Here is a 23,879-nt window from a genome sequence, read left to right on the forward strand (position 1 = left end):
CCCGCCGCGTCCGCAAGCTGTTCGGCGGCGGGATGCGACAGGCAGGGATGATCGCCGCGCCGGGCCTCCTCGCGCTGGAGAACGTCGATCGGCTCGTCGACGACCACGCCAACGCAGAGCGGCTCGCGGCCGGCCTCGACGCGCTCGACGGGGTCCGCGCGCCCGAGCCCGACACCAACATCGTCGTCGCGCACACCGAGGACGCCGGAATCGCGGCGGCCGACCTCGTGAGGGCCTGCAAGGACGCGGGCGTCGGCTGCGTGGAGTTCGACGAGCACACGACGCGGTTCACCACGCACCTCGACCTCGACGTCGACGACGTCGACGCCGCGATCGACCGGATCGGCGACGTGGTCGCGGAGCTGGCGTAGTCTCGGGACTACTCCGCGGTCCCGCCGGCGACGAGTTCGTAGGAGGTGTACTCGATCGCGTCCGGGTCGTCGGCGAGAACGGGATTCAGTCATCTCCGTCTGTCCGTCATTCGACTGATCGAAAGCGGATCGGCGAGCCGACGGCTCAGGGTTGTAGGGCGACCGCCGCTACGGTGCGGACGTTGAAAGGTGACCGCCTCACGCGAACGCGAGACGACCAGTTGTGTCGCACACCGGCGGCCGGTCGAGTGAACGTCAGCCGCTCGAGTATTTAAACCCTCGTTCACGCGGCTCCGGTCGCGTCGGCCGGGTCGACGGAGTGACTCCGTCCGGCGAGTCAGTCCGGGCGGTGGACCTCGCCGTCGCGCTCGTCCGCGTCCTTCCGGCGCAGCGCGGCGGCCGCGTTGCTGGCGTCGTAGCCGAAGAACACGTCCTTCGCGTACGTCTCGGCGACCTCCGTGGCGTGGATCAGATCGTCGACGTCGACCTCCACCGCGTACAGCTCCAGCGAGAACGGCGTCTCCGGGGGCGCGCCGTGCACGTCGTAGTCGCCGCCGAGCCGCGAGCGGAACCCGCGGGCGATGGTCTCCAGCCAGTAGGTCGTGGCGTACTCGGTGTCGTACAGCGGGACCACGAACTCGTCGACGTGCTCGGCGAGCCGGTCGAGGTCGAGCCCGGCCCGCGCCCGCAGGTGACCGGGGTAGGGGTCGGGGTACAGCGTGAGCAACACCCGGCCGGGGACCCGCTCGGCGGCGTCGGCGACGAACTCGGTGATCACGTCCGCGCGCCAATCGACTCGGTCTTCGCTGTCGCTCTCGGCGAACAGCCGCTCGCAGCGGTCGCAGCGGCAGAACCCCTCCCGCGGGAACCCCACGTCGTCGAGGCGCACGTCGTCGTTCTCGGCGGCGCAGTCCTCGATGATCTCCAGTAACCCCTCGCGGTACTCCGGGTGGGTCGGACAGATGTACGCCCAGTCGAAGTAGTCGCGGTCGCGGGTCGCCGGCTCGCCGCGCCCGTCGACCGGGACGAGGTCGGGGTCCTCGCTCGCCGCGGCGTTGTCGCCGAAACACGACACCATGTTCACGGCGTTCGGCAGAGGCGCGGCCGCCCGCCCCGTGACGTCTTTGACCTCGTAGAAGCCGAGATCGAACGGCTCCATCTCGACCTCGTCGGCGTTGCGCGTGACGACCCCGTACATGGACGCCGCTACGGGACTGACGGGTAAAAACGGCGGGCATCCGCCCGCGGGAGAGGTGGTGGTTCGGCGCGTCCGGTTCTCGCGCTCGCTCGTTACTCGACTGTCACCGGCTCCTTGTCGCCGGCGAACAGGAAGTACGCGAGTGCGACCAGCGACAGGACCAGGACGAGCTTCAGTTTCTTGCTCATACCTGACGCGTCGAGCGGCGGGCGCTAAAATCTACCGGAGCCCTCGTCGATCGCGGGCGGGGCGCCCCCCGTCACACGTCGATGTGATCGGCGATGTCGGCCCGGAGGATCGTCGAGCAGTAGTCGCAGCGGACGCCGTCGGCGACGACGTCGAACCGCGTCTCGACCGGTTCGCCGGCGTTCGTGATGCAGTTGCGGTTCGGACACGAGAGCACGCCGGTCACGCTGTCGGGGCGCGTCACCCGGTTCTTCTCGACGACCTCGAAGTCGCGGACGATGTTGATGGTCGCCTCGGGCGCGATGAGCGAGAGCACGTCGACCTCGGACTGCGAGAGCTCCCGCTCCTCGACTTTCACGATGTCCTTGCGTCCGAGTCGGTCCGAGGGGACGTTCATCCCCACCGAGACGCCGAACCCCTCGGAGCCGTCGATGCCGAGGATCGCGAGCACGTTGAGCGCCTGCCCGCCCTCGACGTGGTCGATCACGGTGCCGTCGCGGATCTTCGAGACGCGCAGCTCGTGGTCGCTCATCGGCCCACCTCCGCCCCCTCGGCGGCCTCGGCGTTCTCCAGCAAGGTGTCGAGCAGCGCCATCCGCACCGGGATCCCGTTGTGCGCCTGTTCGAAGTACGTCGCGTGGTCGGTCTCGTCGACGTCCGGCGCGATCTCGTCGACGCGCGGGAGCGGGTGCATCACGGTGAGGTCGTCCGAGGCGACCTCGAGCGTCTCGGCGTCGATCTGATACTCGCCCGCGACGCGGTGGTACTCGTTCTCGTCCGGGAACCGCTCCTTCTGGATCCGGGTGACGTACAGCACGTCGAGCTCGTTGAGGACCGGGTCGAGCTCCTCGTGTTCGCGGATCTGCGCGCCGGTCTCGTGGAGGTCGAACCGGACGGAACGCGGGAGTCGCAGCGACTCCGGGCTGATGAAGTGCTGGTTGGCGTCGAACTCCGTGAGCGCCGCCGCCAGCGAGTGCACGGTGCGGCCGTACTTCAGGTCACCCATGATCCCGATAGTGAGGTCGTCGAGGCCGTGATTCTCTCGGATCGTGTGGAGGTCGAGGAGCGTCTGCGAGGGGTGTTGACCGGCGCCGTCGCCGGCGTTGACCACTGGGACGGAGACGTTCTCGGCGGCGAGCGTCGCGGCGCCCTCGCTCGGGTGGCGGAGCACCAACGCGTCCGCGTACCCCTCGATGACGCGGACGGTGTCGGAGAGCGACTCCCCCTTCGAGACCGACGAGGAGTCGACGTCGCCCATGCCGATCGTGTCGATCCCGAGGCGTTTGGCCGCGCTGTCGAAGCTCATCCGGGTGCGCGTGCTCGGCTCGAAGAAACAGAGCGCGAGCACGCGCCCGGCGTGCCGGTCCGCGTAGGCGGCGGGGTCGTCGTCCACCTCGCGGGCCCGGTCGAGCACCGCCTCGATGTCATCTCGCGAGAGCTGGGTCGCGGTGATGAGATGGTCCTGACGCATTGTCGAAGCAGGGGGTCGGCAGTATCTTGAATCCCTCGGCTCGGCCGCCGACGAGGGTGTTCACGTCCGTGTCGATCGCCGCGATCGACGGCTTCGAGATTCGCAGAACGCGGGGCGCGTCAGCACTCTCCGCGTCCGCTCGGTCCGCCGCCCGCGCTTATAAACCGATCCGCGCCCAACGGACGGGTATGTCCGAGACCGACTCGGCGGACGAAGCCGCCAACGACCCGGCCGACCTGCTCCCGAACGACCGCGTGAAGCAGAGCGCGCTCGACGGCGACGTGACCCAGCTCCACCGCGGGAACCGGTACGGCGAGGAAGGCGATACCTTCGAGATCGACGGCGTGACGTTCGAACTCACCGAGGTGACGGAGCGAACCCTCGGCGACATGACCGACGAGGACGCGAAGCGGGAGGGGTCCCCGTCGCTGGAGGCGTACAAAGAGCGGATGGTCCACGCGCACGGCGGGAGCTTCGACTGGGACGACGACGCCGACGTGGTGCGACACCGGTTCGAGCGGGCGGAGTGAGCGACGCACGCGTGCCCGGCACGCCCGGCATCAGCCGCCGAACGCGCCCAGACTCGACTGCAGCTCGCGGTCCGGCACCTCCTCGGTGAGCTCGTACCCCACCAGCTCCCTGGCGTCGACCGCGTACGTGGACCCGCCGCGGTCGAGCACGAGCACGCGGCCCTTCCAGCCGCGGACCGTCCCGGCCGCCATCGTCTCCGCGACCGGGCGGTCGTCGAGGTCGAGGCCGTCGTCGAACGCGAACCGCTCGATCGGGTCGAACCCCTCCAGAAGCGCCTCCCACGCCTCGGCGTCGACGTCGCGGCCGAACCCCGCGAGCTTCGTCGGGACGCGCACCCGGTCGACCAGGTCGTCTCGGTCGGCGAGTTCGGCCTCGACCTCCCGCGCGATCCGACCGTCCGGGTACGTCCGGATGTGGGCCGCGCGGTCGGCGCCCTGCTCGCGGAGCCGAGTCTCCAGCCGCCACAGGCGCGTGACACCCACCTTCAACACGTCGGGCGCGAACGCCGCGAGGTACACCGCGTGCTCCTCGTGGCAGTCCATCTCGTCTTTCAGACACGTCCCCGTACAGCGAGCGCAGACCCAGACGTGCCGGTGCGCGTCGCAGTAGGGGGCGTCGGCGGCGTCGCAGGCGACGTGGTCGCCGTCGTGGACCGTCCCCGCACAGCGGCGGTCGCCGAGCCCGAAGGCGAGCTCCGTGCCCGGGGTCGCCTCGACGAACTCGACCGCGCCGCCGCTGGCGACGGAGAGCCCTTCGCCCGACTCGTAGCCGACGACCTGCACGCGGTCCCGTAGGGGAAGCGGCGACTTAGGCGCGTCGTCAGCGGAACGGGCGGGAGCGGGCACGCCCACCGCCACGTGTTTTTAAGCCGACGGCCGAGCGAGACGTTCGCATGCTCGACGTCGCGCTCTCGATGACCGACGACGCCGATGCCGGCAATGTCGCCGGGATCGGCCTCGCGCTGACGGTCCGCAACGCCGGAGAATCGCCCGAGACCCTGCGGTTCAGGACCGGTCAGCGCGCCGACTTCGCGGCCTATCGAATCGACGGTGAGGGCGGAGCTGACGAGGAGGGCGGCGAGGCCGACCCCGTCTGGCGGTACGGCACCGACCGGCTGTTCACCCAGGTGCTCGGCAGCGAGACGCTGGAGCCGGGCGATTCTACCACCTACAAGGCGACGTGGGGGGACCCGCCGCCGGGGCGGTACCGGATCGTCGGCGAGGTGACCGCAGAGGGGCGCGACCTGAGCGCGACGGCGACCGCCGCGGTCGACTGAGCCGCGTCCGGTTATTCCGAGTCGTTGCCGACGGGCTCACCGTGGACCGCGCGCTCGACCGCCGCTTCGAGGCGCTCGCGGGTCCGGTGGCTCGGCTCGGCGTCCGTCCGCACCTCGATCAGGTGCGACCCGTCCGCGTCGCGAGCCCTCGTGTACGCCTCGGCGAGGTCGTCGGCGACGCCCGCGGCGGAGTCCGCGGCGTCCGGTCGCGCGTCGATCCGGGCGTACGCCAACCCGTGGAGGTCGGCCAGCGGCTCGAACTCGATGCCGTGCGGCGTTTTGAACGCCTCCGTGAACTCCGGCTCGAACGACTCGATCGGGAGCTTGTGGAAGATGCCGCCGCCGTCGTTGTTGATCAGCACGACCGTCGCGTCCACGTCGCAGCGGTCGAGCGCGAGCAGGCCGTTGCCGTCGTGGTACAGCGCCAGGTCGCCGACGACGAGCGTGAGGTCGTCGGTCGTCGCGGAGCCGGCGCCGAGCGCGCTGGAGACGACCCCGTCGATGCCGGAGACGCCGCGGTTACCGAGCGCGGTGACGCTCGTGGTCGTCGGGCCGACGAAGCGGTCGAGGTCGCGGACGGGCATCGAGTTGGAGACGAACAGCGTCGCGGGGTCGGGGAGCGCCTCGGCGACGACCCGGAGCGCGTCGCCCTCGTGGAAGGGGAGGGGGTCGGCGTCGTCGGCCGAGACCTCCGCTTCGCCCTCTCGACCGTGAATCTCACGCGCGACGCGGTCGGCCTCCTCCCACTGCGCGCGCCAGTCGCCGTCGCCGCCGCCCCCGGCGACGAGCCGAGAGAGGCGGGCGCAGAGGCGGCTCGGCTCGGCGACGACGAGGCCGGTCGCCGCGAACTCCGCCTCGCGCCAGCGCCCGGCGGGGTCGACCTGGTACTGGTCGGCGCCGGTGCCGGCGAGGTACTTCCGGAGGCGCTTGGAGGTGGGCGACGCGCCGAGGCGGAGGACGACATCGGGGTCGGTCCAGCGATGGGACTCACCGGCAACCGCCGCCGAGAGGTACGCGTCGTAGGCGCCGATCACGGGCGCGACGCGGGTGTGACCGCCGAACCGGACGCCGGAGAGCGGGTCGGCGAGGACCGGGAACCCCGTCGCGTGCGACAGCGCGGTGACGGCCTCGGCGTCGAGCCCGGGCGGGTCCGCGGGGCCGGCGACGATCAGCCCGCGGTCGGCCGTCGACAGCGCGTTGGCGAGCAGCCGCAGTTCGTCGTCGCCCGGCTCGGGCGACCCGGGCGTCACCTCGACGTAGGGGCCGTCGCGGCCGCGCTCGGCGGTCGGATCGAGGTCGGGGGGCACGTCGTCGGGGACTCGGGTCGGCTCCAGCGGCTTCTTGAAGGGAACGTTGAGGTGGACCGGCCCGGGGTCGGCGCCCTCGGCGGCCCCCAAGGCGCGGGCGACGGTGGTCCGGAGTGACCGGAGGGCGCGGTCGTTCGCCGCGGGTTCGGGCAGGTCCTTATAAAAGCGGACGGCGTCGCCGTACAGCTTCTCCTGGTCCGCGGTCTGGTTCGCGCCGGAGTCGCGCAGCTCCGGGGGACGGTCGGCCGTGAGCGCGAGCAGGGGGACGCGGGCCTCGCTCGCCTCCATCACGGCGGGGTGGTAGTTGGCGGCGGCGGTGCCGGAGGTGCAGATCAGCGGCGTCACCTCCCCGGTCCGGCGCGCGCGCCCCAGCGCGAAGTAGGCGGCCGAGCGCTCGTCCAGTTGGGAGAAGACTCGCAGGTCGTCGTTGCGCGCGGCGGCCACCGTCAGCGGCGTCGAGCGGCTTCCGGGCGATGCCACGACGGCGTCGACGCCCGCGGCGACGAGCTCGTCGACGAGGGCGCGCGCCCACAGCGTGTTCCGGTTCGGCGCGGTCATTACGACCGCTTGGGGGTCGCGATTTAAATACACCCGCGGGTCGGACGCGGCGGGGTTCGGCTACACTCGCTCGAGCCGCGAGAGCCCGTGCCACACCGCGTCGACGAGTCGGTCTTCGCCCTCGCCCTCGGCGTCGGCCCACCCGCGAGCGAGCGCGTCCTCGAGCACGGGGGCCGGGTGGTTCTCGAAGTTGTTCATCCCGCGGAACGTCTCTAAGGCGTCGCGCTCGGCCTCGCCGAACGACGCGGGGCCGTCGCTAGCAGCGGCCTCGTCGCCAGTGGCCTCGTCGCCGGCCTCCTCGTCGAGAAACCCGAGGTCCGCGAGCGCGGCCGACACCGCCGCGGCGGTCTCGCCGGTCAGCTCCCGGGTGTCCTCGGGCGCCTCGCGCTCCAGCAGGGTCACGTCGTACAGCTTGAACACCCGCTCGAGCTCGTCGATCGGGGCCTCGTGGTCGTCGACGCGCACGTCGACCCACCGGTCGTTGCGCCCGTCGTAGCCCCCCTCGGGCTTGGCGACGTACAGCGCCGCGGCCTGTTCGCCGCGCTTGTCGCCGCCGGCCTCGTTGCCGGCGTGGAGCGCCGCGATCAGCCGCTCGGGGAGCCCGCCGTCGGCCCCCTCGAACGCCTCGGCCATCGCGGTGAGCGTCTCGGCGTTCTCCAGGATGTTCCCCTGCACGGTGTACTGCTCGCCCTGCAGGTCGCCGGCGTGGTCGTGGCACTCCTCGCCGGTGAACGCGGCCACCGAGCCGTCCGCGCCGACGACGCCGACCTGTCGCGAGGGCGCCTCGTCGTCGCCCTCGGTGAGTCGCTCGACGACATCGGCGGCGTCGTGCCCCTCGCGCAACAGGTCGAGCCCGTCCGGGCCGTAGGCGACGTTCGCGTAGCTCTGCGTGGCGACCGCGCCGGCGTCGGCACTCGCGAACGGGACGACGGCGCCGACGCCGACGAACTTCGACTGGACCGCGACGCCGACGGCGTCGGTCTCCGGGTCGCGCGCGACGATCGAGAAGGTCGAGGGGCGGACTGGCATGCGGATCGATCGGTCGGCCGGGACACGTATAAATCCGGGCTGGCGCCGGCGTCCGCGCCACGCGCGGATCCCGCGCCGCCGCTCGCGAAGGCGGTCCCGCCCTGCGACTCGGTCCCGCCCTGCGACTCGGTCCCACCCCGCGACTCGGTCCCACCCCGCGACTCGGTCCCGTTCTGCAACGCTTATGCACGCCGACCGACTTCGATCGGACATGAGCGACGACGACGCCGTCGACGTCGAGGTCGAGTCCCCCGACGACGCCGCGGCCGACGCGGCGAGCGCGAACGGCACGGCCGAGGCGGCCGCCGAGGAACCGAGCGACGAGTCGGGCGAGGCGAGCGGCGACGCCCGCGACGAGGCGCTGGCCGCCGCCGTCGCCGAGCACGACGAGGCCCTCGCTCGGGAGGTCGCGGCCCTGGAGGCGGACCTCGCGGAGACGCGAGCGGAGCTCCTCGAGGCCGAGGAGGAGGTCGAGGAGCTGACGAGCAAGCTCGCCCGGGTGAAGGCCGACTTCAGCAACTACAAGCAGCGCGCCAAGCGCAAGCAAGACGAGATCCGCGAGCGCGCCTCCGAGGCGCTCGTCGAGCGCATCACGCCGGTGCGGAACGACCTGCTGCGCGCGCTCGATCAGGAGGAAGGGAGCGACCTCCGTCCGGGCGTCGAGTCGACGCTGGAGAAGTTCGACGATGTGCTCGCCGACGAGGGCGTCGAGCCCATCGCCCCCGATCCCGGCGAGGAAGTCGATCCGGCACGCCATCAGGTGATGCTGCGCGTCGAGAGCGACCAGCCCGAGGGGACGGTCCACGAGGTGTACGAGCCCGGCTACGAGATGGGCGACCGCGTGGTGAGCGAAGCGAAGGTCACCGTCAGCGCCGGCGACGAGTAGCGCCGAGGGCGGTCAGCTACCGGACGTTCTCCGTCGCGCGACCGTACGCCGCCGCCAGCTCGTCGAACCCCGCGTCCGGCTCGGCCGTGTGCGGCACCGACAGCGGCGAGACGGACACCTCCCCGTCGACGACCGCCCGGCGGTCGGTGCCGACCGAGTCCGGGACGTCGCCGTCGTTCATTTTCCCCCAGATCGGGTCCGAGAAGCGCACGCGGCCGTTTCCGTCGTGTGCCGCCTCCATCCCGTACCACGGCGAGGGGGACGTGACGCGCATCGGCGCCGGGGAATCGCGCTCGCCGTCAGCGACCGGGGCGTTGACGTTGAGGTAGTCGACGCGGTCGAACGCGCCCGACGCGGTCGCCTCCGCGACGAGGTACCGGGTCGCGCGGGTCGCGTTCGCGAACTCCGCCGGCTCCAGCTCCCGCTTCCACCAGTCGTCCCCGCCGGGGACGTACATGGAGGCCGCCACGGCGGGCACGTCGAAGAACGCCGCCTCGACCGCGGCGGAGACGGTTCCGGACCGCCCGAGCGTGTACGCGCCGAGGTTCGCCCCCTTGTTACAGCCCGCGACCACGACGTCGGCGTCCGGGACCAAGGCGTCGAGCCCCGCGACGACGCAGTCGACCGGCGTGCCGTCGACGGCGTAGCCGAGCTCGTGCTCCGCGATATCGACGCCCTCGGAGAGGGCGCGGCCGGCCGACGACCGGTCCCCTGTCGGGGCGACCGCCACCACGTCATAGTCGTCGGTGAGTTCGTCGTAGAGGGCTCTGAGACCGACGGCGTCGATCCCGTCGTCGTTCGTTAACAGGACGCGTTCGACGCTCATGTACATCCTTCGGGCGGTTCGGACAAAAGTCCACCGTCGCGGGCGCGGAGCGGCGAGCGGTCGACCGACGGGAAGCTCGCGGACCCGCCGCGCCGAACGGAAAGGCCCACGTACCTCGGATTCGATCGACCGGTATGGGATTCGGGGACACGGCGAAGAAGATCCAGACGCTCGCCGACAAGGCGGAGCGCACGTACCAGAAGATCAACGAGCTCCGTACCGAGGTCGAGGAGACGCAGTCGACCGTCGTCGAGACCTCCGACCGGGTGCAGGCGCTGGAGAACGAGATGGCCGAACAGCGGGCCGTCCTCGACGCGGTCGCGACCGAAGTGGGCGTCGACCTCGAGAGCGTGAGCACCGAGGCGCACATCACCGACGCCGAGGAGGTGGCCGCGACGAAGAGAGGCGAGGACGGCGGCGACGAACAGGGCGACGCTGAACACGGTGACGCCGGACCCGACGCCGACGAGTCCCCCGACGACGAATCCGGGGACGACGACAAATAAGAGCCGAACCGCTCCGGTCAGCCGTCGGCTCGCTCCGGTCAGTCGTCGGCCTCGTTCGGGTCTCCACCCTGTTCGCCTGCCCGCGAGACGACCTCCGCCGGGACCCCGGCGACCGTCGTCCCGGGCGGCACGTCCTCGGCGACGAGCGAGTTGGCGGCGACGCGGGCGTCCTCGCCGATCGTGACGCCGGGGAGGACGATCGTCCCCGCGCCGACCATCGCACGGTCCCCGACGACCACGTCGCCGAGGCGGTACTCGTTCTGGAGGAACTCGTGACAGAGCAGCGTGGCGTCGTAGCCGATGATGGCGTCGTTCCCGACCGTGATCCGCTCGGGCCAGAACACGTCCGGTGTCGACTCCAACCCCCACGAGACGCCGGCGCCGACGGTCACGCCGATCCGACGCAACAGCCAGTTCTTCAGCCGGAGGCTCGGGCAGATTCGCGCGAGCACGATCACGACGTAGTTGCGGACGACCGCGAGCGGCGACTTCGCGTCGGGCCACGACCAGAGCGAGTTCCGCACCCCGCCGGTGGGGTGGCGTTCCAGCCTGTCGCCGCGGGAGCCGTCGGCCTCCGCGGCGTCGGTATCCGCAGCGTCGGCTTCCGCGCTGTCGGCTTCCGCGGTGTCAGCCCCCGCGGAGTCGGTACCCGCGGCGCCGGACCGGTCGTCCTCGTGAGTCACGAGCGTGCCTTCGGACGGCTCCGGTAAAAGGGTCGCTGCCGGCGCCCGCTACTCGCGGAGCTCGGCCATGTGGTCGATGCGGCGCTCGACGAGGTCGGCCGTGCCGATGTCGTGGCGGATGCGGACCCGGTCGCCCGCGGCGGCGAGCGCGGCTTCGGCCTGGGCCTCCGCGGCGGCGATCGAGTCGCCGCGGCCGACGACCGCGAACGAGCGGGAGGTGGTGGTGTACAGCCCGTCGTCGCGCTCGTCGACGCTGGCGTAGTACAGGAGCGCGTCGCCGACGCTCTCCTCGTCGACCGCGATCTTCGCGCCCGCGTCGGGGTCGGTCGGGTACCCGTCCGGCACGGCGTACTTACAGACGGTCGCCTCCCCGGAGAAGGCGAGCTCGGGGAGGTCGTCGCCGGACTGCGTCCGGCTGTCACCGGGCGAAGCCCGGTTGCCCGAGGGACTCTGTCCCTCGCTGCTAGAGGCGCGTTGCGCCTCGCTGCTTCCGTCGCGGGCGGCCGTGAGCACGTCGAGGAAGGGGGTTTCCAGGACCGGGAGCGTGTTCATCGCCTCCGGGTCGCCGAAGCGCGCGTTGAACTCGACCACCTTCGGGCCCGCGTCGGTGAGCATGAACTGGCCGTAGAGGACGCCCTTGTAGTCGGGCAGCGCGTCGACGACCGCCTCCAGCACGTCGACGGCGTCGTCGTAGTCGCCCTCGGCCATGAACGGGAGCGAGCGCCCGGTGGCGGTGTACGAGCCCATGCCGCCGGTGTTCGGTCCCTCGTCGCCCTCGTAGGCGCGCTTGTGGTCCTGCACCGCGGGCGTCGCGCGGAGCTCGCCGTTCGCGACAAACGCCTGCACGGTGAACTCCTCGCCGACGAGCCGCTCCTCCAACACGACGCGGTCGTAGTCGGAGTCTCGGAGGTACGCCTTCGCCTCCTCGGCGGTCACCTGATCGCCGATCACCTTCACGCCCTTGCCGCCGGTGAGCCCGGCCGGCTTCACCGCGAGGTCGCCGTCGTACGCGTCGATGTGGTCGCAGGCGGCCTCGACGTCGTCGAACACCGCGTAGTCCGGACAGCCGGGGATCGCGTTGTCGTCCATGAACTCGCGCTGGTACGCCTTGTCCGTCTCCAGCCGGGCCTCCTCGGCCCGCGGGCCGAACGCGTACACGCCGGCCTCGTCGAGCGCGTCGGCGACGCCCGCCGCGAGCGCGGACTCCGGACCGATCACCGCGAGATCCGCGCCGACCGTCGTCGCGTAGTCGGCGACCGCCTCGGCGTCGGTCTCGTCGATCGTCTCGAACCCGTCGGCGAGCCGGCGAATCCCCGGGTTGCGGTTGCTCGCGCAGGCGTACAGCGCGCAGTCGTCGGCGACGGCGCGGGCGATCGCGTGCTCGCGTCCGCCGCCCCCCACCAGAAGTACGGTCTCCGTCATGTGCGACCGATAACAACACGGTAGTGTAAACTTTACTCTCTATCTGCGCTCGGATATCCACGTTCGTGGTTATATCCCCGCGGCGACGCTCGTGTGACGGGTTTTTGCCGCGCCGGGCCGAATCGGGCGTATGTCACAGCCGACCGAGCGGAACCGTCTCGACGGGGAGGCGAGCCCGTACCTCCAGCAGCACGCCGACAACCCCGTCAACTGGCAGCCGTGGGGCGAGGAGGCGTTCGAGCGCGCCCGGGAGCACGACGTGCCGGTGTTCGTCTCGATCGGCTACTCCTCGTGTCACTGGTGTCACGTGATGGCCGAGGAGAGCTTCGAGGACGAGTCGATCGCCGCGGTGCTCAACGATGAGTTCGTCCCCGTGAAGGTCGACCGCGAGGAGCGCCCCGACGTCGACAGCACCTTCATGACCGTCTCGCAGCTCGTCACCGGCGGGGGCGGGTGGCCCCTCTCCGCGTGGTGTACGCCGGAGGGCGAGCCGTTCTACGTGGGGACCTACTTCCCGCCCGAGCCGCGCCGGAACCAGCCGGGGTTCCGCGACCTCTGCGAGCGGATCGCCGACTCGTGGGCGGACCCGGAGCAACGCGAGGAGATGGAGCGCCGCGCCGACCAGTGGACGACGAGCGCCCGCGACGAGCTGGAGTCCGTGCCGGATCCGAGCCTCGCCGGCGACGCGGGCGGCTCCGAGGCGCCCGGTCCCAACCTCCTCGACGAGGCCGCGGCCGCCGCGGTCCGCGGGTACGACGACGAGTACGGCGGCTTCGGGAGCGGCGGCGCGAAGTTCCCGATGCCCGGCCGGATCGACGTGCTCATGCGGGCGTACGCGCGGACCGGCCGCGACGCCGCCCTCACCGCCGCGACGGGCACGCTCGACGGGATGGCCCGCGGCGGGATGTACGACCAGATCGGCGGGGGGTTCCACCGGTATGCGGTGGACCGGCAGTGGACGGTGCCGCACTTCGAGAAGATGCTGTACGACAACGCGGAGCTCCCGATGGCGTACCTCGACGCCCACCGACTCACGGGCGACGCCTCGTACGCCCGCGTCGCGAGCGAGACGCTCGGCTTTATCGACCGCGAGCTCCGGCACGACGACGGAGGGTTCTTCAGCACGCTCGACGCCCGGAGCCGACCGCCGGAGAGCAGGCGCGGAAACGCGGGCTCCGACGGGAGCGACGCCGCCGAGGACGTCGCCGACGTGGAGGGCGCCTTCTACGTCTGGACGCCCGGAGAGGTCGACGCGGCGCTCGACGAGCCCGCGGCGTCGCTCGCGAAGGAGCGGTACGGGATAGCGTCCGGCGGGAACTTCGAGCGCGGCACCACGGTCCCGACGATCGCGGCCTCAGTCCCGGAGCTCGCCGACCAGCGCGACATGTCGACGGCGGACGTCCGAGAGGCGCTGACGGCGGCCCGCGTCGCGCTGTTCGAGGCGCGCGAGTCGCGGCCGCGCCCCGCCCGCGACGAGAAGGTGCTCGCGTCGTGGAACGGCCGGGCGATCTCGGCGTTCGCCGCCGCCGGGCAGGTCCTCGGCAAGCCGTACGCCGACATCGCGAGCGACGCGCTCGCGTTCTGCCGCGAGCGCCTGTACGACGAGGAGACGGGTGGCCTCGCGCGGCGCTGGCTCGACGGCGACGTGCGCGGGCCGGGCTACCTCGACGACCACGCGTTCCTCGCGCGCGGCGCGCTCGACGCCTACTCGGCCACGGGCGACCCGGCGGCGCTCGGGTTCGCGCTCGACCTGGCCGAGACGGTCGTCTCCGACTTCTACGACGCCGACGACGGGACGATCTACTTCACCCGCGACCCGGACGAGGAGACTGAACAAGGCGACGACACCCTCTTCGCCCGGCCGCAGGAGTTCACCGACCGGTCGACCCCGTCGAGCCTCGGCGTGGCGGCGGAGACGCTCGCGCTCCTCGACGGCTTCCGGACCGACCGCGAGTTCGCCGACGTCGCGGAACGAGTCGTGACGACCCACGCGGACCGGATCCGCGCGAGCCCGCTGGAGCACGTCTCGCTGGTGCGCGCCGCCGACCGCGTCGCGTCCGGGGGGATAGAAGTGACCGTCGCCGCCGACGCGGTGCCCGACGCGTGGCGGGAGACGCTGGCGGAGCGGTACCTGCCGGGCGCGCTCGTCGCCCCGCGCCCGCCGACCGAAGACGGGCTCGCGGCGTGGCTCGACCGGCTCGGCATGGACGAAGCCCCGCCGATCTGGGCCGACCGCGACGCCGTCGACGGCGAGCCGACCGCCTACGTCTGCGAGGGGCGGACGTGCTCGCCGCCGGAGACCGACATCGACGCGGCGTTGGAGTGGCTGGCGGCGCGGGACTCGCCGGAGTAGCGACGACGCTCCCGACCGATTCCGTCCCCGCCTCGCCCGCTCGCCTCGAGTAAGCCGCGTCGTAATTATATGTCCCCGTCACCACGCTCCGTGCATGCACGATTTCGTCGTCGTAGGCGCGGGGCCTCCGGGGTCGCGGTTCGCCCGGCGCGCCGCCGCCGCCGGCCGCGATGTCGTCGTCTTCGAGAAGGGGTCGGTCGGGACCCCGCTGGCCTGCTCCGGACACGTCTCCGACGACGTGTGGGAGTACGTCCCGGACGACGCTCGCGACGACCTCCTCCAGAACCGGGTTTACGGCGCGCGCTTCCGCGTCGGCGGCCCGGAGTCGAAGGCGTACCCGTTTTATAAGTCCGAGCCCGTCTCGAACGTGATCGACCGCGTCGGGCTCGACCGCACCCTCGCCGACTGCGCGCGAGACGCCGGCGCCGACGTGCGGGAAGACCACACGGTCGTCGGCGTCGACGACCGCCCGGATCGGGTCGTCGTCGAGGTCCGAACGCCCGGGGGCGACGTGGAGGACGTCGAGGCGCGGATGGTCGCGGGCTGCGACGGCCCCACGTCGCGCGTCCGCCGCTCGCTCGGGCTCCCGGAGCCGGACGAGCTACTCCACGGCGTGCTCGCGTTCGACGACGCGCCCGACGCGGGCGACCTGGTCGACGTCCACCTCACCGCGCCGACGTTCTTCGCGTGGCGGATCCCCCGCGGTGACGCCGGCGTGGAGTACGGGCTCGCCGCGCCGCCGAGCGACGACGTGTCCGCGATGTTCGACCGGCTCACCGACACGTACGACGTGACGACGGACCACTTCTGTTCGGGGGCGATCCCCGTCGGCCCGCCGGACCGCGTGACGAGCGATCGGGCGTTCCTCATCGGGGACGCGGCCGCGCAGACAAAGCCGTTCACCGGTGGCGGAATCCTCTACGGGATGACGGCGGCCGACGTGGCGGCCGACGTGATCGACCCGACGGAGCCGGCGACGCTCGCCGACTACGAGTCGGGGTGGCGCGACGCGATCGGCACCGAGATCCGGCTCGGCTCGGCTATCCGTCGGTGTTACTCCCTCCCGGAGCCGGTCCAGCGGGCCGGGCTGTGGGCGCTGTCGGGCGAGATCGGGGTCCACATGGACCGACCGAGCTCCTTCTTCTCCCCGGGGCACCTCAGGAAGCTGTTCTCGCGGAGCGATCCCGACGACGCGCCGCGGTAGCGGTCGCCGGTGCGTCTCGTGGGCTACTCCTCGACGGCTACTCCTCGACTACTTCCGCGAACGAGACGTTCTGGCGGACGCTCGTGATCTCGACGGTCGGCTCGTCGCCCGGCTGGGAGTCCGGGACGATGACGACGTACCCGCGCTCGATCTTCGCGATCCCGTCGCCTTTGTCGCCGAGCGTCTCGATCGTCACCTCTCGGACGTCGCCCTCGGAGACCGGCGGGCCGGACCCGTCGGCGTCGCCCCTCGAGCGTGTCGTCGTCGACGTGGGGCCACCGCCGGCGCCGTCGCCGGCGACCGCGCGGTTCGCGTTGCCGTCTGTGGCGGCGGCTGCGCCGTCGCCGTCCGCCTCGCGTTTGATAAGCGCCACGCGGTACGACGCGCCAGCCTCGATCGTGCCGTGTTCGATCTCCGTGGCGGGGATCCTGACGACGGCCTCGTCGCCGCGCTCCTCGATAGTCCCGGTAAAGAGACACTTCAGTGAATCCGTGAGTTCGACCATGACTCTCCTTTTGGGTACGCGAATGAAAAACTCCCTATTCGCGCAGGGGACGATGGCTGTTCTGCTGGTGCAAGGAACCATGGCTACGGCGGGGGCGCCGTCGCGACCTCCTCCGCCGGGTGAACATAAACATTTACCCTGTTCCGAATTAATCGGAGGGCATGAGCCGGAACTACGAGTCGCTCCACGACCCGAACGCGGAGTACACGATGCGAGAGCTCTCCGCCGAGACGATGGGGACGACGGGCGCGCGCGGCGGCGGCCGCGACGTCGAGATCACGGACGTGCAGACGACGATGGTCGACGGGAACTTCCCGTGGACGCTGGTCCGCGTGTACACCGACGCCGGCGTCGTCGGCACGGGCGAGGCGTACTGGGGCGCCGGCGTGCCGGAGCTGATCGAGCGCATGAAGCCGTTCGTGATCGGCGAGAACCCGCTCGACATCGACCGGCTGTACGAGCACCTCATCCAGAAGATGTCGGGCGAGGGCTCCGTCGAGGGCGTCACCGTCACCGCGATCTCCGGGATCGAGGTGGCGCTCCACGACGTCGCCGGGAAGATCCTCGACGTGCCCGCCTATCAGCTGCTCGGCGGGAAGTACCGCGACGAGATGCGCGTCTACTGCGACTGCCACACCGAGGAGGAGGCGGACCCCGAGGCGTGCGCCGACGAGGCGGAGCGCGTCGTCGACGAGCTCGGCTACGACGCCCTGAAGTTCGACCTCGACGTGCCGAGCGGCTTCGAGAAGGACCGCGCGAACCGTCACCTGCGCCCCGGCGAGATCCGCCACAAGGCGGAGATCGTCGAGACGGTCACCGAGCGCGTGAAGGACAAGGCCGACGTCGCCTTCGACTGCCACTGGACGTTCTCGGGCGGCTCCGCGAAGCGCCTCGCGGACGCCATCGAGGAGTACGACGTGTGGTGGCTCGAAGACCCCGTCCCGCCGGAGAACCTCGAGGTCCAGGAGGAGGTGACGAAGAACACGGTCACGCCGATCGCAGTCGGCGAGAACCGCTACCGCGTCACCGAGCTGCGCCGCCTCATCGAGAACCAGGCGGTCGACATCGTCGCGCCCGACCTCCCGAAGGTCGGCGGGATGCGCGAGACCCGCAAGATCGCGGACGTGGCGAACCAGTACTACGTCCCGGTGGCGATGCACAACGTCGCCTCCCCGATCGCGACGATGGCGGCGACGCACGTCGGCGCCTCGATCCCGAACTCGCTCGCGATCGAGTACCACTCCTACGAGCTCGGCTGGTGGGAGGACCTCGTCGAGGAGGACGTCATCGAGGACGGCTACATCGAGGTGCCGGAGGATCCCGGTATCGGCCTCACGCTCGACATGGACGCCGTGGAGGAGCACATGGTCGAGGGCGAGACGTTGTTTGACGAGGCGTAAGCCGAAATCAAGCGCAAAAATCTCCGATTTTCGCAGTTCGATCCGGCCTACGCCGGATCGAGCTCGATAGACGAGCGCAGCTTCGTCGAACGCCGTCTCGCGCTTTATTTATAAACGGCCGTCGCCGACACCGCGGTTCTTTTTAAATACGACCGCCTGCCGACCACGGAAACGTTCAATCCGGCGGGCGGTCTACCCGGAGCTATGGACACGACAGCCGCGGGACCGGGGTCGCGTTGCGGTCGAACCNGGCGCCCGCCCCTGAGGTCGTCGGCGTCGACATCAGCGGCCGCCACGAGGAGGCGGGCGAGTACCTGATGGTCGCGGCCGCTGTCCACGCCCGGATCGACTCGGCGCGGATCCGGACGGTCGAGGGAGTGGGCTTCGCCGCCGCGCGGGAGGGCCCGACGCTCGAGGCGACCGTCGCGCTCACGGCCGAGGCGGTCGGGAACCTCCCGGAGCCGCCCGCGGGACCGATCGTCGCGGAGGGCGGCGAGTTCTACGAGGAGCCCGCGGCGCGGGTGGGGCTGCACTTCCGACCCGAGTTTAAATACGTCGAGAGCATAGGGGAACGCGAAACAGTGCAGGCAGCACATCACGCCGCGTACGCCGCCCGGGACCTCCTGTTATGACCGGGAACACCGAGGGGGCGACATGACCAGGAGCGCCGAGGGGGTGGCCACCGACACCGCCGAGCGGCGCGCGGTCGTCGCCAAGCGCGTCGAGTCCGGATCGGCGGACCTGACGGAGATCACCCAGCTCGCGGCCGCCGCGGGCTACGACGTGGTCGGCGAGCTCACCCAGACCCGCACCGAGGACGCCGCGTTCATGTTCGGGAAGGGGAAGGTGGCGGAGCTCCGCGATCTGGTCCGCCGGAGCGACGCCACCGCCGTGATCATCGACAACGACGTGGGGCCGTACCAGACGTTCAACATCGGGGGCGAGCTCCCCGAGGGCGTCGAGGTGATCGACCGGTTCACGCTCATCCTCGAGATATTCGGCCAGCGCGCCAACACCCGGAAGGCCCAGCTGCAGGTCGAGCTGGCGGAGCTGCGGTACGAGCTCCCGCGCGCCGAGGCGAAGGCGAGCCTCGCGAAGCGCGACGAGCGCCCGGGGTTCATGGGGCTCGGCGAGTACGACGAGAGCGTCGAGCGGGACATCAAACGCCAGATCTCCGAGATCCGCGACGAGCTGGAGTCGATCGCGGCGAAGGAGGAGGCGCGCCGCGAGCAGCGCCGCGACTCCGGGTTCGACCTGGTCGCGCTCGCGGGCTACACGAACGCCGGCAAATCGACGCTGATGCGCCGGCTGGCGGCCGAGATCGACGTCGACGAGAACGCCGAGCGCCACCCCGACCTCGACACGACCGCCGAGTCGCAGGACATGCTGTTCACCACGCTGGGCACCACCACCCGCCGGGCCGAGATGGAGAAGCGCGACGTCCTGCTCACCGACACGGTCGGGTTCATCGCGGACCTCCCGCACTGGCTCGTGGAGTCGTTCGAGTCCACGCTCGACTCCGTGTACCGCGCCGACCTCGTGCTGCTCGTCGTCGACGCCAGCGAGCCGGTCGCGGAGATGCGCGAGAAGCTCGTCACGAGCCACGACACCCTCTACGAGCGCAACGAGGCGCCGATCGTCACCGTGTTCAACAAGGTCGACCGGCTGGCGCCCGGCGTGCTAGCGGACAAGCGCGCCGCGCTCTCGGGGGTCGCGCCGAACCCCGTCGCCGTCTCGGCGAAGACGGGCGCGGGCGTGGCGGAGCTCCGCGACCGCGTCGAGGACGAGCTCCCGGACTGGGAGCGCGAGCGGCTCGTCCTCCCCCTCTCCGACGACGCGATGAGCCTCGTCTCGTGGGTCCACGACCACGGTCACGTCGAGGAGGAGACGTACGCGGACGACCAGGTCACGCTCGACTTCGAGGCGAAGCCGTCGATCGTCGCGCGCGCTCGGTCGAAAGCGTCCGGGCTCGCGCCCGCCGAGTCGACGTAGGCGTCCGGGCTCGCGCCCGCCGAGTCGACGTAGGCGTCCGGGCTCGCGCCCGCCGAGTCGACCGTGGCAGCCCGCCCACCGCCGCACAGTCGGACAAAGTATACATTCCTTCGCTTGCGAGATAGTATCATGGATTACGCCGGAGTCGACGGCCGGCGGGCGGACGGGACCGCCGGCGACGAGGTCGTCGAGCCGCCCGCCTCGTTCAGCGACCGGGCCGTCGCGAGCGACCCGGAGCTGTACGAGGCGTTCGACGACGAGGGACCGTCGGCGTGGCGCCGCGCCGCCGACCTGCTCGACTGGGAGACGGAGTACGACCGAGTGCTGGACGACGACGACCCCCCCTTCTACGAGTGGTTTCCGGACGGGCGACTCAACGCCGCCGCGAACTGCGTCGACCGCCACCTCGACGAGCGCCGGAACCAGCTCGCGATCCGCTGGTTCGGGAAACGCGGGGAGCGCCGGTCGTACACCTACCTCGACCTCCACCGCGAGGTGAACGCGCTCGCGGCCGGGCTCCGCGAACTGGGGGTCGAGGAGGACGACGTGGTGACGCTGTACCTCCCGATGGTCCCGGAGCTGCCGATCGCGATGCTGGCGTGCGCCCGGATCGGCGCGCCCCACAACGTCGTCTTCGCGGGGCTCTCGGCGGAGGCGCTCGCCACCCGGATCGACGCGGCCGACTCGGAGTACCTCGTCACCTGCGACGGCTACTACCGGCGGGAGGACGCGTTCAACCAGAAGTCGAAGGCGGACAACGCCCGGCTCCGGGCCGACGCCGACCTGTCCGCGACGGTCGTCGTCGACCGGCTCGGCGACGCGCTCGACGTGTCGCTCGGGACCGACGAACACGCGTACGAGGCGATCGTGGAGGCGCACGACGGGGAGGCGGTCGACCCCGTCGCGCGCGACGCCACCGACCTCCTCTTCGTGATGTACACCTCCGGGACCACGGGGCGCCCGAAGGGCGTCGAACACGCGACCGGCGGCTACCTCGCGCACGTCGCGTGGACGACCCGCAACGTGCTCGACGTGCGCCCGGACGACACCTACTGGTGCGCCGCCGACATCGGGTGGATCACGGGCCACTCCTACGGCGTGTACGGCCCGCTCTCGGTGGGGACCACGAGCGTCCTCTACGAGGGGTCGCCCGACTACCCCGACCGCGAGCGCGTGTGGGATCTGATCGAGCGCAACGCCGTCAGCGTCTTCTACACCTCGCCGACCGCCATCCGGTCGTTCATGAAGTGGGGCGCGGAGTACCCGGAGGCCCACGACCTGTCGTCGATCCGCCTGCTGGGGACCGTCGGCGAGTCGATCACCCCGAAGGCGTGGCGGTGGTACCGCGATCACGTCGGCGGCGGCGAGGCCCCGGTCGTCGACACCTGGTGGCAGACCGAGACCGGCGCCATCTCGCTCGCGACGCTGCCGGGGGTCACCCCGATGAAGCCCGGGAAGGTCGGGCCGCCGCTGCCGGGGATCGACGCGCGCGTCGTCGACGAGGACGGTGAGCCCGTCGAGCCCGGCGAGCCCGGGTACCTCACGATCGCCGCCCCGTGGCCCGGCATGCTCCGGGGGCTGCGCGAGGGCGACGAGCGGTACCGCCGGGAGTACTGGCTGGAGGGCGACCACGGGTGGCGGTACCGCACCGGGGACGGCGCGACCGTCGACGAGGACGGGTATGTGACGATCCTCGGGCGCGTCGACGACGTAATCAACGTCAGGACGCACCGGTTCAACACCGCCGAGCTGGAGTCGGCCATCGTCGGGGCCGAGGGCGTCACCGAGGCCGCGGTCGTCGGCGACGGCGACGGGCGGATCGTCGCGTACGTGACGACTCGCGGCGACGTGGACCCAGACGAGACGCTCCGCGGCGCCATCGGCGAGCGGCTGGCGCGCGCGGTCGGCGACGTGGCGCGTCCCGACCGAGTCGTGTTCACGCCCGACCTGCCGAAAACCCGGTCCGGGAAGATCATGCGCCGCCTGTTGGAAGACATCGCGCGCGGCGACGAGTTCGGCGACGTGAGCGCCCTCCGCAACCCCGAGGTCGTCGGCGAGATCGAGTCTGCGGTCCGCGAGGAGTGACGGTGGTCCGCGAGGAGTGACGGCGGTCACCGGCTCATGTGTGAGTCGGACGTCGCCTTCGTTTCGGATCTGTTTACAGAAGCGAAGTTAGTCGGCGATCCACTCGCGGAGAGACGGCCGAGAGATCGGGCCGAGGGTTGACGCGAGCGTTGACCGGTCGTTCGGGTGTGTCTTCCGGGGAAAGATTTACTTCGTGTTTCGCTGTGAATACGAAACGAATGGTCGAGGGACTGGACGCCGACGCGTACGAGGCGCTCGTGACCGCGGCGGAGACGTACCGCGCCGCGCTGGTCGTCCGTCTCGGCGGCGAGGCTGGCCTCCGAACCGGCGAGATAACGCGCGTCACGCCGCGGCACCTCCGCGAGCCCGAGGGGGACAGCGATTTCTCTCTCCTCGCGGTTCCCTCGGACGGCCCGGGGCCGGAACCCGAACCGGGCGATAGCGGCGAGGCGGGTCGCGCGCCGCGGTCCCGAGACGGGGTCGACCGCGAGACGGCGGTCCCGGCGTCGCTGGCGGCGGAACTGCGTCGGTACGCCGAGAGCGTCGACCTCGCCGAGTCGGAGCCGTTCGTCGACGTGTCGCCCCGCCGCGTCCAGATGATCGTGAGCGAGACCGCGGAGCGCGCGGCGGCGCGGACCGACGGGCTCGTCGGCCCCGACGTGACCCCGCGCGACCTCCGACGGACCTTCGCGCGTCGGCTCCTCGTCGACCGCGGCGTGGACCCGCACGTCGTCCGCGAGGCCGGCGGATGGGAGACGATGGCGACGCTCGACGACTACCTCGGACCGCTCGACGGGGACGCCATCGCCGAGGCGGTCGCCGGCGACCGCGACGGGGGACCCGTCGGACCGGGAGGTGGCTCTGGACCGACTGCCCTCGGGGGGTTCGAGTCGCTCGCCGGCGGTGACGACCGGGCGACGCCCCTCGCGACGGTCCCCGAGGGCGCGATCGAGGCCGACCGCTGGGCCGAGGCGTGGGTCGTCCGCGGGACGGGGGACCGCGACCGCGTCGAGATCGCAGGCACGGCCGGGGTCGAACGAGAAGCGCTCGTCGACCGCGGCGCGACCGCCGACGGACCGTGGCGAGACGCGATCGAGGAGGGGGAGCCGGTCGCGACGGACGGGTCCCCGGCGACCGCCGGTCGGCCGGCGGGCGCGGCGCCCCTCCGGTACCNCCGCCGGTCGGCCGGCGGTCGCGGCGCCCCTCCGGTACCGCGACGTGACGCACGGGGCGCTGTGCGTCGTCGCCGACGGTGAACGCCCCGTGTCGCCCGTCGAACGACGCGAGATCGCCGCGCTCGGGCGGTGTCTCGGGTGGGCGGTGACCGCGGGCCGCTGGCGCGATCTGCTCCACTCCGACGCGGTGATCGAGGTGGAGTTCCACACCGGCGACGAGGGGGCGTTCCTCGCCCGGGCGAGCGCGGCGCTGGGCTGTCGGATCAAACTGGCCTCGACGGTGGCCGTCGACGACGACGCCTCCCGGTTCTACCTCTCCGTGGAGGGGGCGCGTCCGCAGGCGGTGGCCGACGCGGTCGCGGGCGCGTCCGGGGTCTCCGACCTCCGCGTGATCGAGACGCGCGAGGACGGCTGCGACGTGTCTGCGCGTGTGGCGGGCGGCTCAGCGGTCCGGACGCTCACCGAGCACGGCGCGACCGTTCGCGACGCGACCGCGGAGAACGGGACGGTCCGAGTCGTCGCCGATCTCCCCGAAGGCGCCGACGTACGCCCCGTCGCCGACGGGTTCCGAGACGCCTTCGCCGACGCCCGGCTCGCGAGCAAGGAGTCGGTGCCGCGGTCGCCACAGAGCGAGGACTCGCTTCGGGAAGGAGTCGCGGACCGGTTCACCGACCGCCAGTGGGCCGCGCTGTCGGCCGCGTACCACGGCGGGTACTTCGACTGGCCGCGGGGGAGCACCGCGGAGGAGGTCGCCGACGCCATGGACGTCTCTTCGCCGACGTTCCACAACCACCTCCGGAAGGCCCAACGCCGCCTGCTCGACGAGCTGTTCGAGGACGGGCAGCGCGCTCGTCGCGTCGATCAGGGGTGAATTACTTCCGAGCGGTCGAGACGCTCCGGCACGGAGGGAGAATCT

At 71.5% G+C, this 23,879-nt stretch carries 23 protein-coding genes; 13 read left to right on the top strand and 10 right to left on the bottom strand.

The features are described from left to right. Nucleotides 1-371 (top strand): beta-eliminating lyase-related protein (locus tag C468_RS14460; RefSeq protein WP_008849646.1); only part of this gene is annotated, 371 nt, incomplete at its 5' end. A gap of 337 nt (nucleotides 372-708) precedes the next feature. Here C468_RS14460 and C468_RS14465 read toward each other — a convergent pair. The 3 genes from C468_RS14465 to pyrB all read right to left on the bottom strand — a co-directional run bounded on the left by C468_RS14465 (nucleotide 709) and on the right by pyrB (nucleotide 3,225). Continuing rightward, nucleotides 709-1,569: a hypothetical protein gene (locus tag C468_RS14465; protein WP_008849647.1), complete on the bottom strand. Its 861-nt coding sequence runs from the start codon at nucleotides 1,567-1,569 to the stop codon at nucleotides 709-711. Between the two features lie 259 nt (nucleotides 1,570-1,828). Then, nucleotides 1,829-2,287: an aspartate carbamoyltransferase regulatory subunit gene (gene pyrI, locus C468_RS14470; RefSeq protein ID WP_008849648.1), complete on the bottom strand. Its 459-nt coding sequence runs from the start codon at nucleotides 2,285-2,287 to the stop codon at nucleotides 1,829-1,831. Beyond that, nucleotides 2,284-3,225 (bottom strand): aspartate carbamoyltransferase, encoded by a 942-nt coding sequence (gene pyrB / locus C468_RS14475; RefSeq protein WP_008849649.1) that lies wholly within the window; start codon nucleotides 3,223-3,225, stop codon nucleotides 2,284-2,286. The genes pyrI and pyrB overlap by 4 nt, the downstream gene beginning before the upstream one ends. A 188-nt stretch (nucleotides 3,226-3,413) precedes the next feature. Here pyrB and C468_RS14480 point away from each other — a divergent pair, with 188 nt between their 5' ends. Continuing rightward, on the top strand, nucleotides 3,414-3,755 hold the full coding sequence (locus C468_RS14480; protein ID WP_049912254.1) for an ASCH domain-containing protein: 342 nt from the start codon (nucleotides 3,414-3,416) through the stop codon (nucleotides 3,753-3,755). A gap of 30 nt (nucleotides 3,756-3,785) precedes the next feature. Here C468_RS14480 and C468_RS14485 read toward each other — a convergent pair whose 3' ends face one another. After that, nucleotides 3,786-4,538, bottom strand: a complete 753-nt coding sequence (locus C468_RS14485; protein ID WP_008849651.1) for a DUF2797 domain-containing protein — start codon at nucleotides 4,536-4,538, stop codon at nucleotides 3,786-3,788. Nucleotides 4,539-4,648: 110 nt separating this feature from the next. Here C468_RS14485 and C468_RS14490 point away from each other — a divergent pair, with 110 nt between their 5' ends. Then, nucleotides 4,649-5,032, top strand: coding sequence for a BsuPI-related putative proteinase inhibitor (locus tag C468_RS14490; RefSeq protein ID WP_008849652.1), 384 nt, complete (start codon nucleotides 4,649-4,651; stop codon nucleotides 5,030-5,032). 11 nt (nucleotides 5,033-5,043) lie between these two features. Here the strand turns inward: C468_RS14490 and menD are convergent, their stop codons facing one another. After that, nucleotides 5,044-6,897 carry a 2-succinyl-5-enolpyruvyl-6-hydroxy-3-cyclohexene-1-carboxylic-acid synthase gene (menD, locus tag C468_RS14495; RefSeq protein ID WP_008849653.1) on the bottom strand — a complete coding sequence of 618 codons (1,854 nt, stop codon included), beginning with the start codon at nucleotides 6,895-6,897 and terminating at the stop codon, nucleotides 5,044-5,046. A gap of 60 nt (nucleotides 6,898-6,957) precedes the next feature. After that, nucleotides 6,958-7,926 (bottom strand): DUF1028 domain-containing protein, encoded by a 969-nt coding sequence (locus C468_RS14500; protein ID WP_008849654.1) that lies wholly within the window; start codon nucleotides 7,924-7,926, stop codon nucleotides 6,958-6,960. A gap of 211 nt (nucleotides 7,927-8,137) precedes the next feature. On the opposite strand from C468_RS14500, the gene C468_RS14505 reads away from it, so the two are divergent. Continuing rightward, nucleotides 8,138-8,812 carry a nucleotide exchange factor GrpE gene (locus C468_RS14505; RefSeq protein WP_049912255.1) on the top strand — a complete coding sequence of 225 codons (675 nt, stop codon included), beginning with the start codon at nucleotides 8,138-8,140 and terminating at the stop codon, nucleotides 8,810-8,812. A gap of 16 nt (nucleotides 8,813-8,828) precedes the next feature. Here the strand turns inward: C468_RS14505 and surE are convergent, their stop codons facing one another. Continuing rightward, the gene (gene surE, locus C468_RS14510) at nucleotides 8,829-9,638 is read right to left on the bottom strand and encodes a 5'/3'-nucleotidase SurE (RefSeq protein WP_049912256.1); all 810 of its coding nucleotides are present in this window, start codon (nucleotides 9,636-9,638) and stop codon (nucleotides 8,829-8,831) included. Between the two features lie 134 nt (nucleotides 9,639-9,772). On the opposite strand from surE, the gene C468_RS14515 reads away from it, so the two are divergent. Further along, nucleotides 9,773-10,144: a DUF5798 family protein gene (locus C468_RS14515; RefSeq protein ID WP_008849657.1), complete on the top strand. Its 372-nt coding sequence runs from the start codon at nucleotides 9,773-9,775 to the stop codon at nucleotides 10,142-10,144. A gap of 38 nt (nucleotides 10,145-10,182) precedes the next feature. Here C468_RS14515 and C468_RS14520 read toward each other — a convergent pair whose 3' ends face one another. After that, on the bottom strand, nucleotides 10,183-10,692 hold the full coding sequence (locus C468_RS14520) for an acyltransferase (protein WP_049912260.1): 510 nt from the start codon (nucleotides 10,690-10,692) through the stop codon (nucleotides 10,183-10,185). 183 nt (nucleotides 10,693-10,875) lie between these two features. Continuing rightward, nucleotides 10,876-12,249: a phosphoribosylamine--glycine ligase gene (gene purD / locus C468_RS14525; RefSeq protein ID WP_008849659.1), complete on the bottom strand. Its 1,374-nt coding sequence runs from the start codon at nucleotides 12,247-12,249 to the stop codon at nucleotides 10,876-10,878. A 130-nt stretch (nucleotides 12,250-12,379) separates the two neighbouring features. Between purD and C468_RS14530 the strand changes: the two genes are divergently transcribed. Both C468_RS14530 and C468_RS14535 read left to right on the top strand, forming a co-directional pair. Further along, nucleotides 12,380-14,602 (top strand): thioredoxin domain-containing protein, encoded by a 2,223-nt coding sequence (locus C468_RS14530; RefSeq protein WP_008849660.1) that lies wholly within the window; start codon nucleotides 12,380-12,382, stop codon nucleotides 14,600-14,602. 94 nt (nucleotides 14,603-14,696) lie between these two features. After that, nucleotides 14,697-15,806, top strand: coding sequence for a geranylgeranyl reductase family protein (locus C468_RS14535; protein WP_008849661.1), 1,110 nt, complete (start codon nucleotides 14,697-14,699; stop codon nucleotides 15,804-15,806). 37 nt (nucleotides 15,807-15,843) lie between these two features. Here the strand turns inward: C468_RS14535 and C468_RS14540 are convergent, their stop codons facing one another. After that, entirely contained in the window at nucleotides 15,844-16,311 is a 468-nt protein-coding gene (locus tag C468_RS14540) for a TRAM domain-containing protein (protein WP_008849662.1), read from the bottom strand. A gap of 161 nt (nucleotides 16,312-16,472) precedes the next feature. Between C468_RS14540 and C468_RS14545 the strand changes: the two genes are divergently transcribed. From C468_RS14545 to C468_RS19360, 6 genes are all read left to right on the top strand, one after another. Next, nucleotides 16,473-17,711 carry a mandelate racemase/muconate lactonizing enzyme family protein gene (locus C468_RS14545; RefSeq protein ID WP_008849663.1) on the top strand — a complete coding sequence of 413 codons (1,239 nt, stop codon included), beginning with the start codon at nucleotides 16,473-16,475 and terminating at the stop codon, nucleotides 17,709-17,711. A 317-nt stretch (nucleotides 17,712-18,028) separates the two neighbouring features. After that, nucleotides 18,029-18,343 carry a DUF2209 family protein gene (locus tag C468_RS14550; protein WP_049912261.1) on the top strand — a complete coding sequence of 105 codons (315 nt, stop codon included), beginning with the start codon at nucleotides 18,029-18,031 and terminating at the stop codon, nucleotides 18,341-18,343. Between the two features lie 22 nt (nucleotides 18,344-18,365). Further along, nucleotides 18,366-19,703, top strand: coding sequence for a GTPase HflX (gene hflX, locus C468_RS14555; RefSeq protein WP_008849665.1), 1,338 nt, complete (start codon nucleotides 18,366-18,368; stop codon nucleotides 19,701-19,703). A 129-nt stretch (nucleotides 19,704-19,832) separates the two neighbouring features. Further along, on the top strand, nucleotides 19,833-21,788 hold the full coding sequence (gene acs, locus C468_RS14560; RefSeq protein WP_008849666.1) for an acetate--CoA ligase: 1,956 nt from the start codon (nucleotides 19,833-19,835) through the stop codon (nucleotides 21,786-21,788). Between the two features lie 218 nt (nucleotides 21,789-22,006). Continuing rightward, complete coding sequence (locus C468_RS19355) at nucleotides 22,007-23,044, top strand: tyrosine-type recombinase/integrase (protein WP_394295480.1); 1,038 nt, start codon at nucleotides 22,007-22,009, stop codon at nucleotides 23,042-23,044. Nucleotides 23,045-23,051: 7 nt separating this feature from the next. Then, on the top strand, nucleotides 23,052-23,834 hold the full coding sequence (locus tag C468_RS19360) for a bacterio-opsin activator domain-containing protein (RefSeq protein ID WP_394295481.1): 783 nt from the start codon (nucleotides 23,052-23,054) through the stop codon (nucleotides 23,832-23,834). The last annotated feature ends 45 nt before the right edge of the window (nucleotides 23,835-23,879 follow it).

It is taken from the genome of Halorubrum kocurii JCM 14978 (genome assembly GCF_000337355.1).
Classification (GTDB): domain Archaea; phylum Halobacteriota; class Halobacteria; order Halobacteriales; family Haloferacaceae; genus Halorubrum; species Halorubrum kocurii.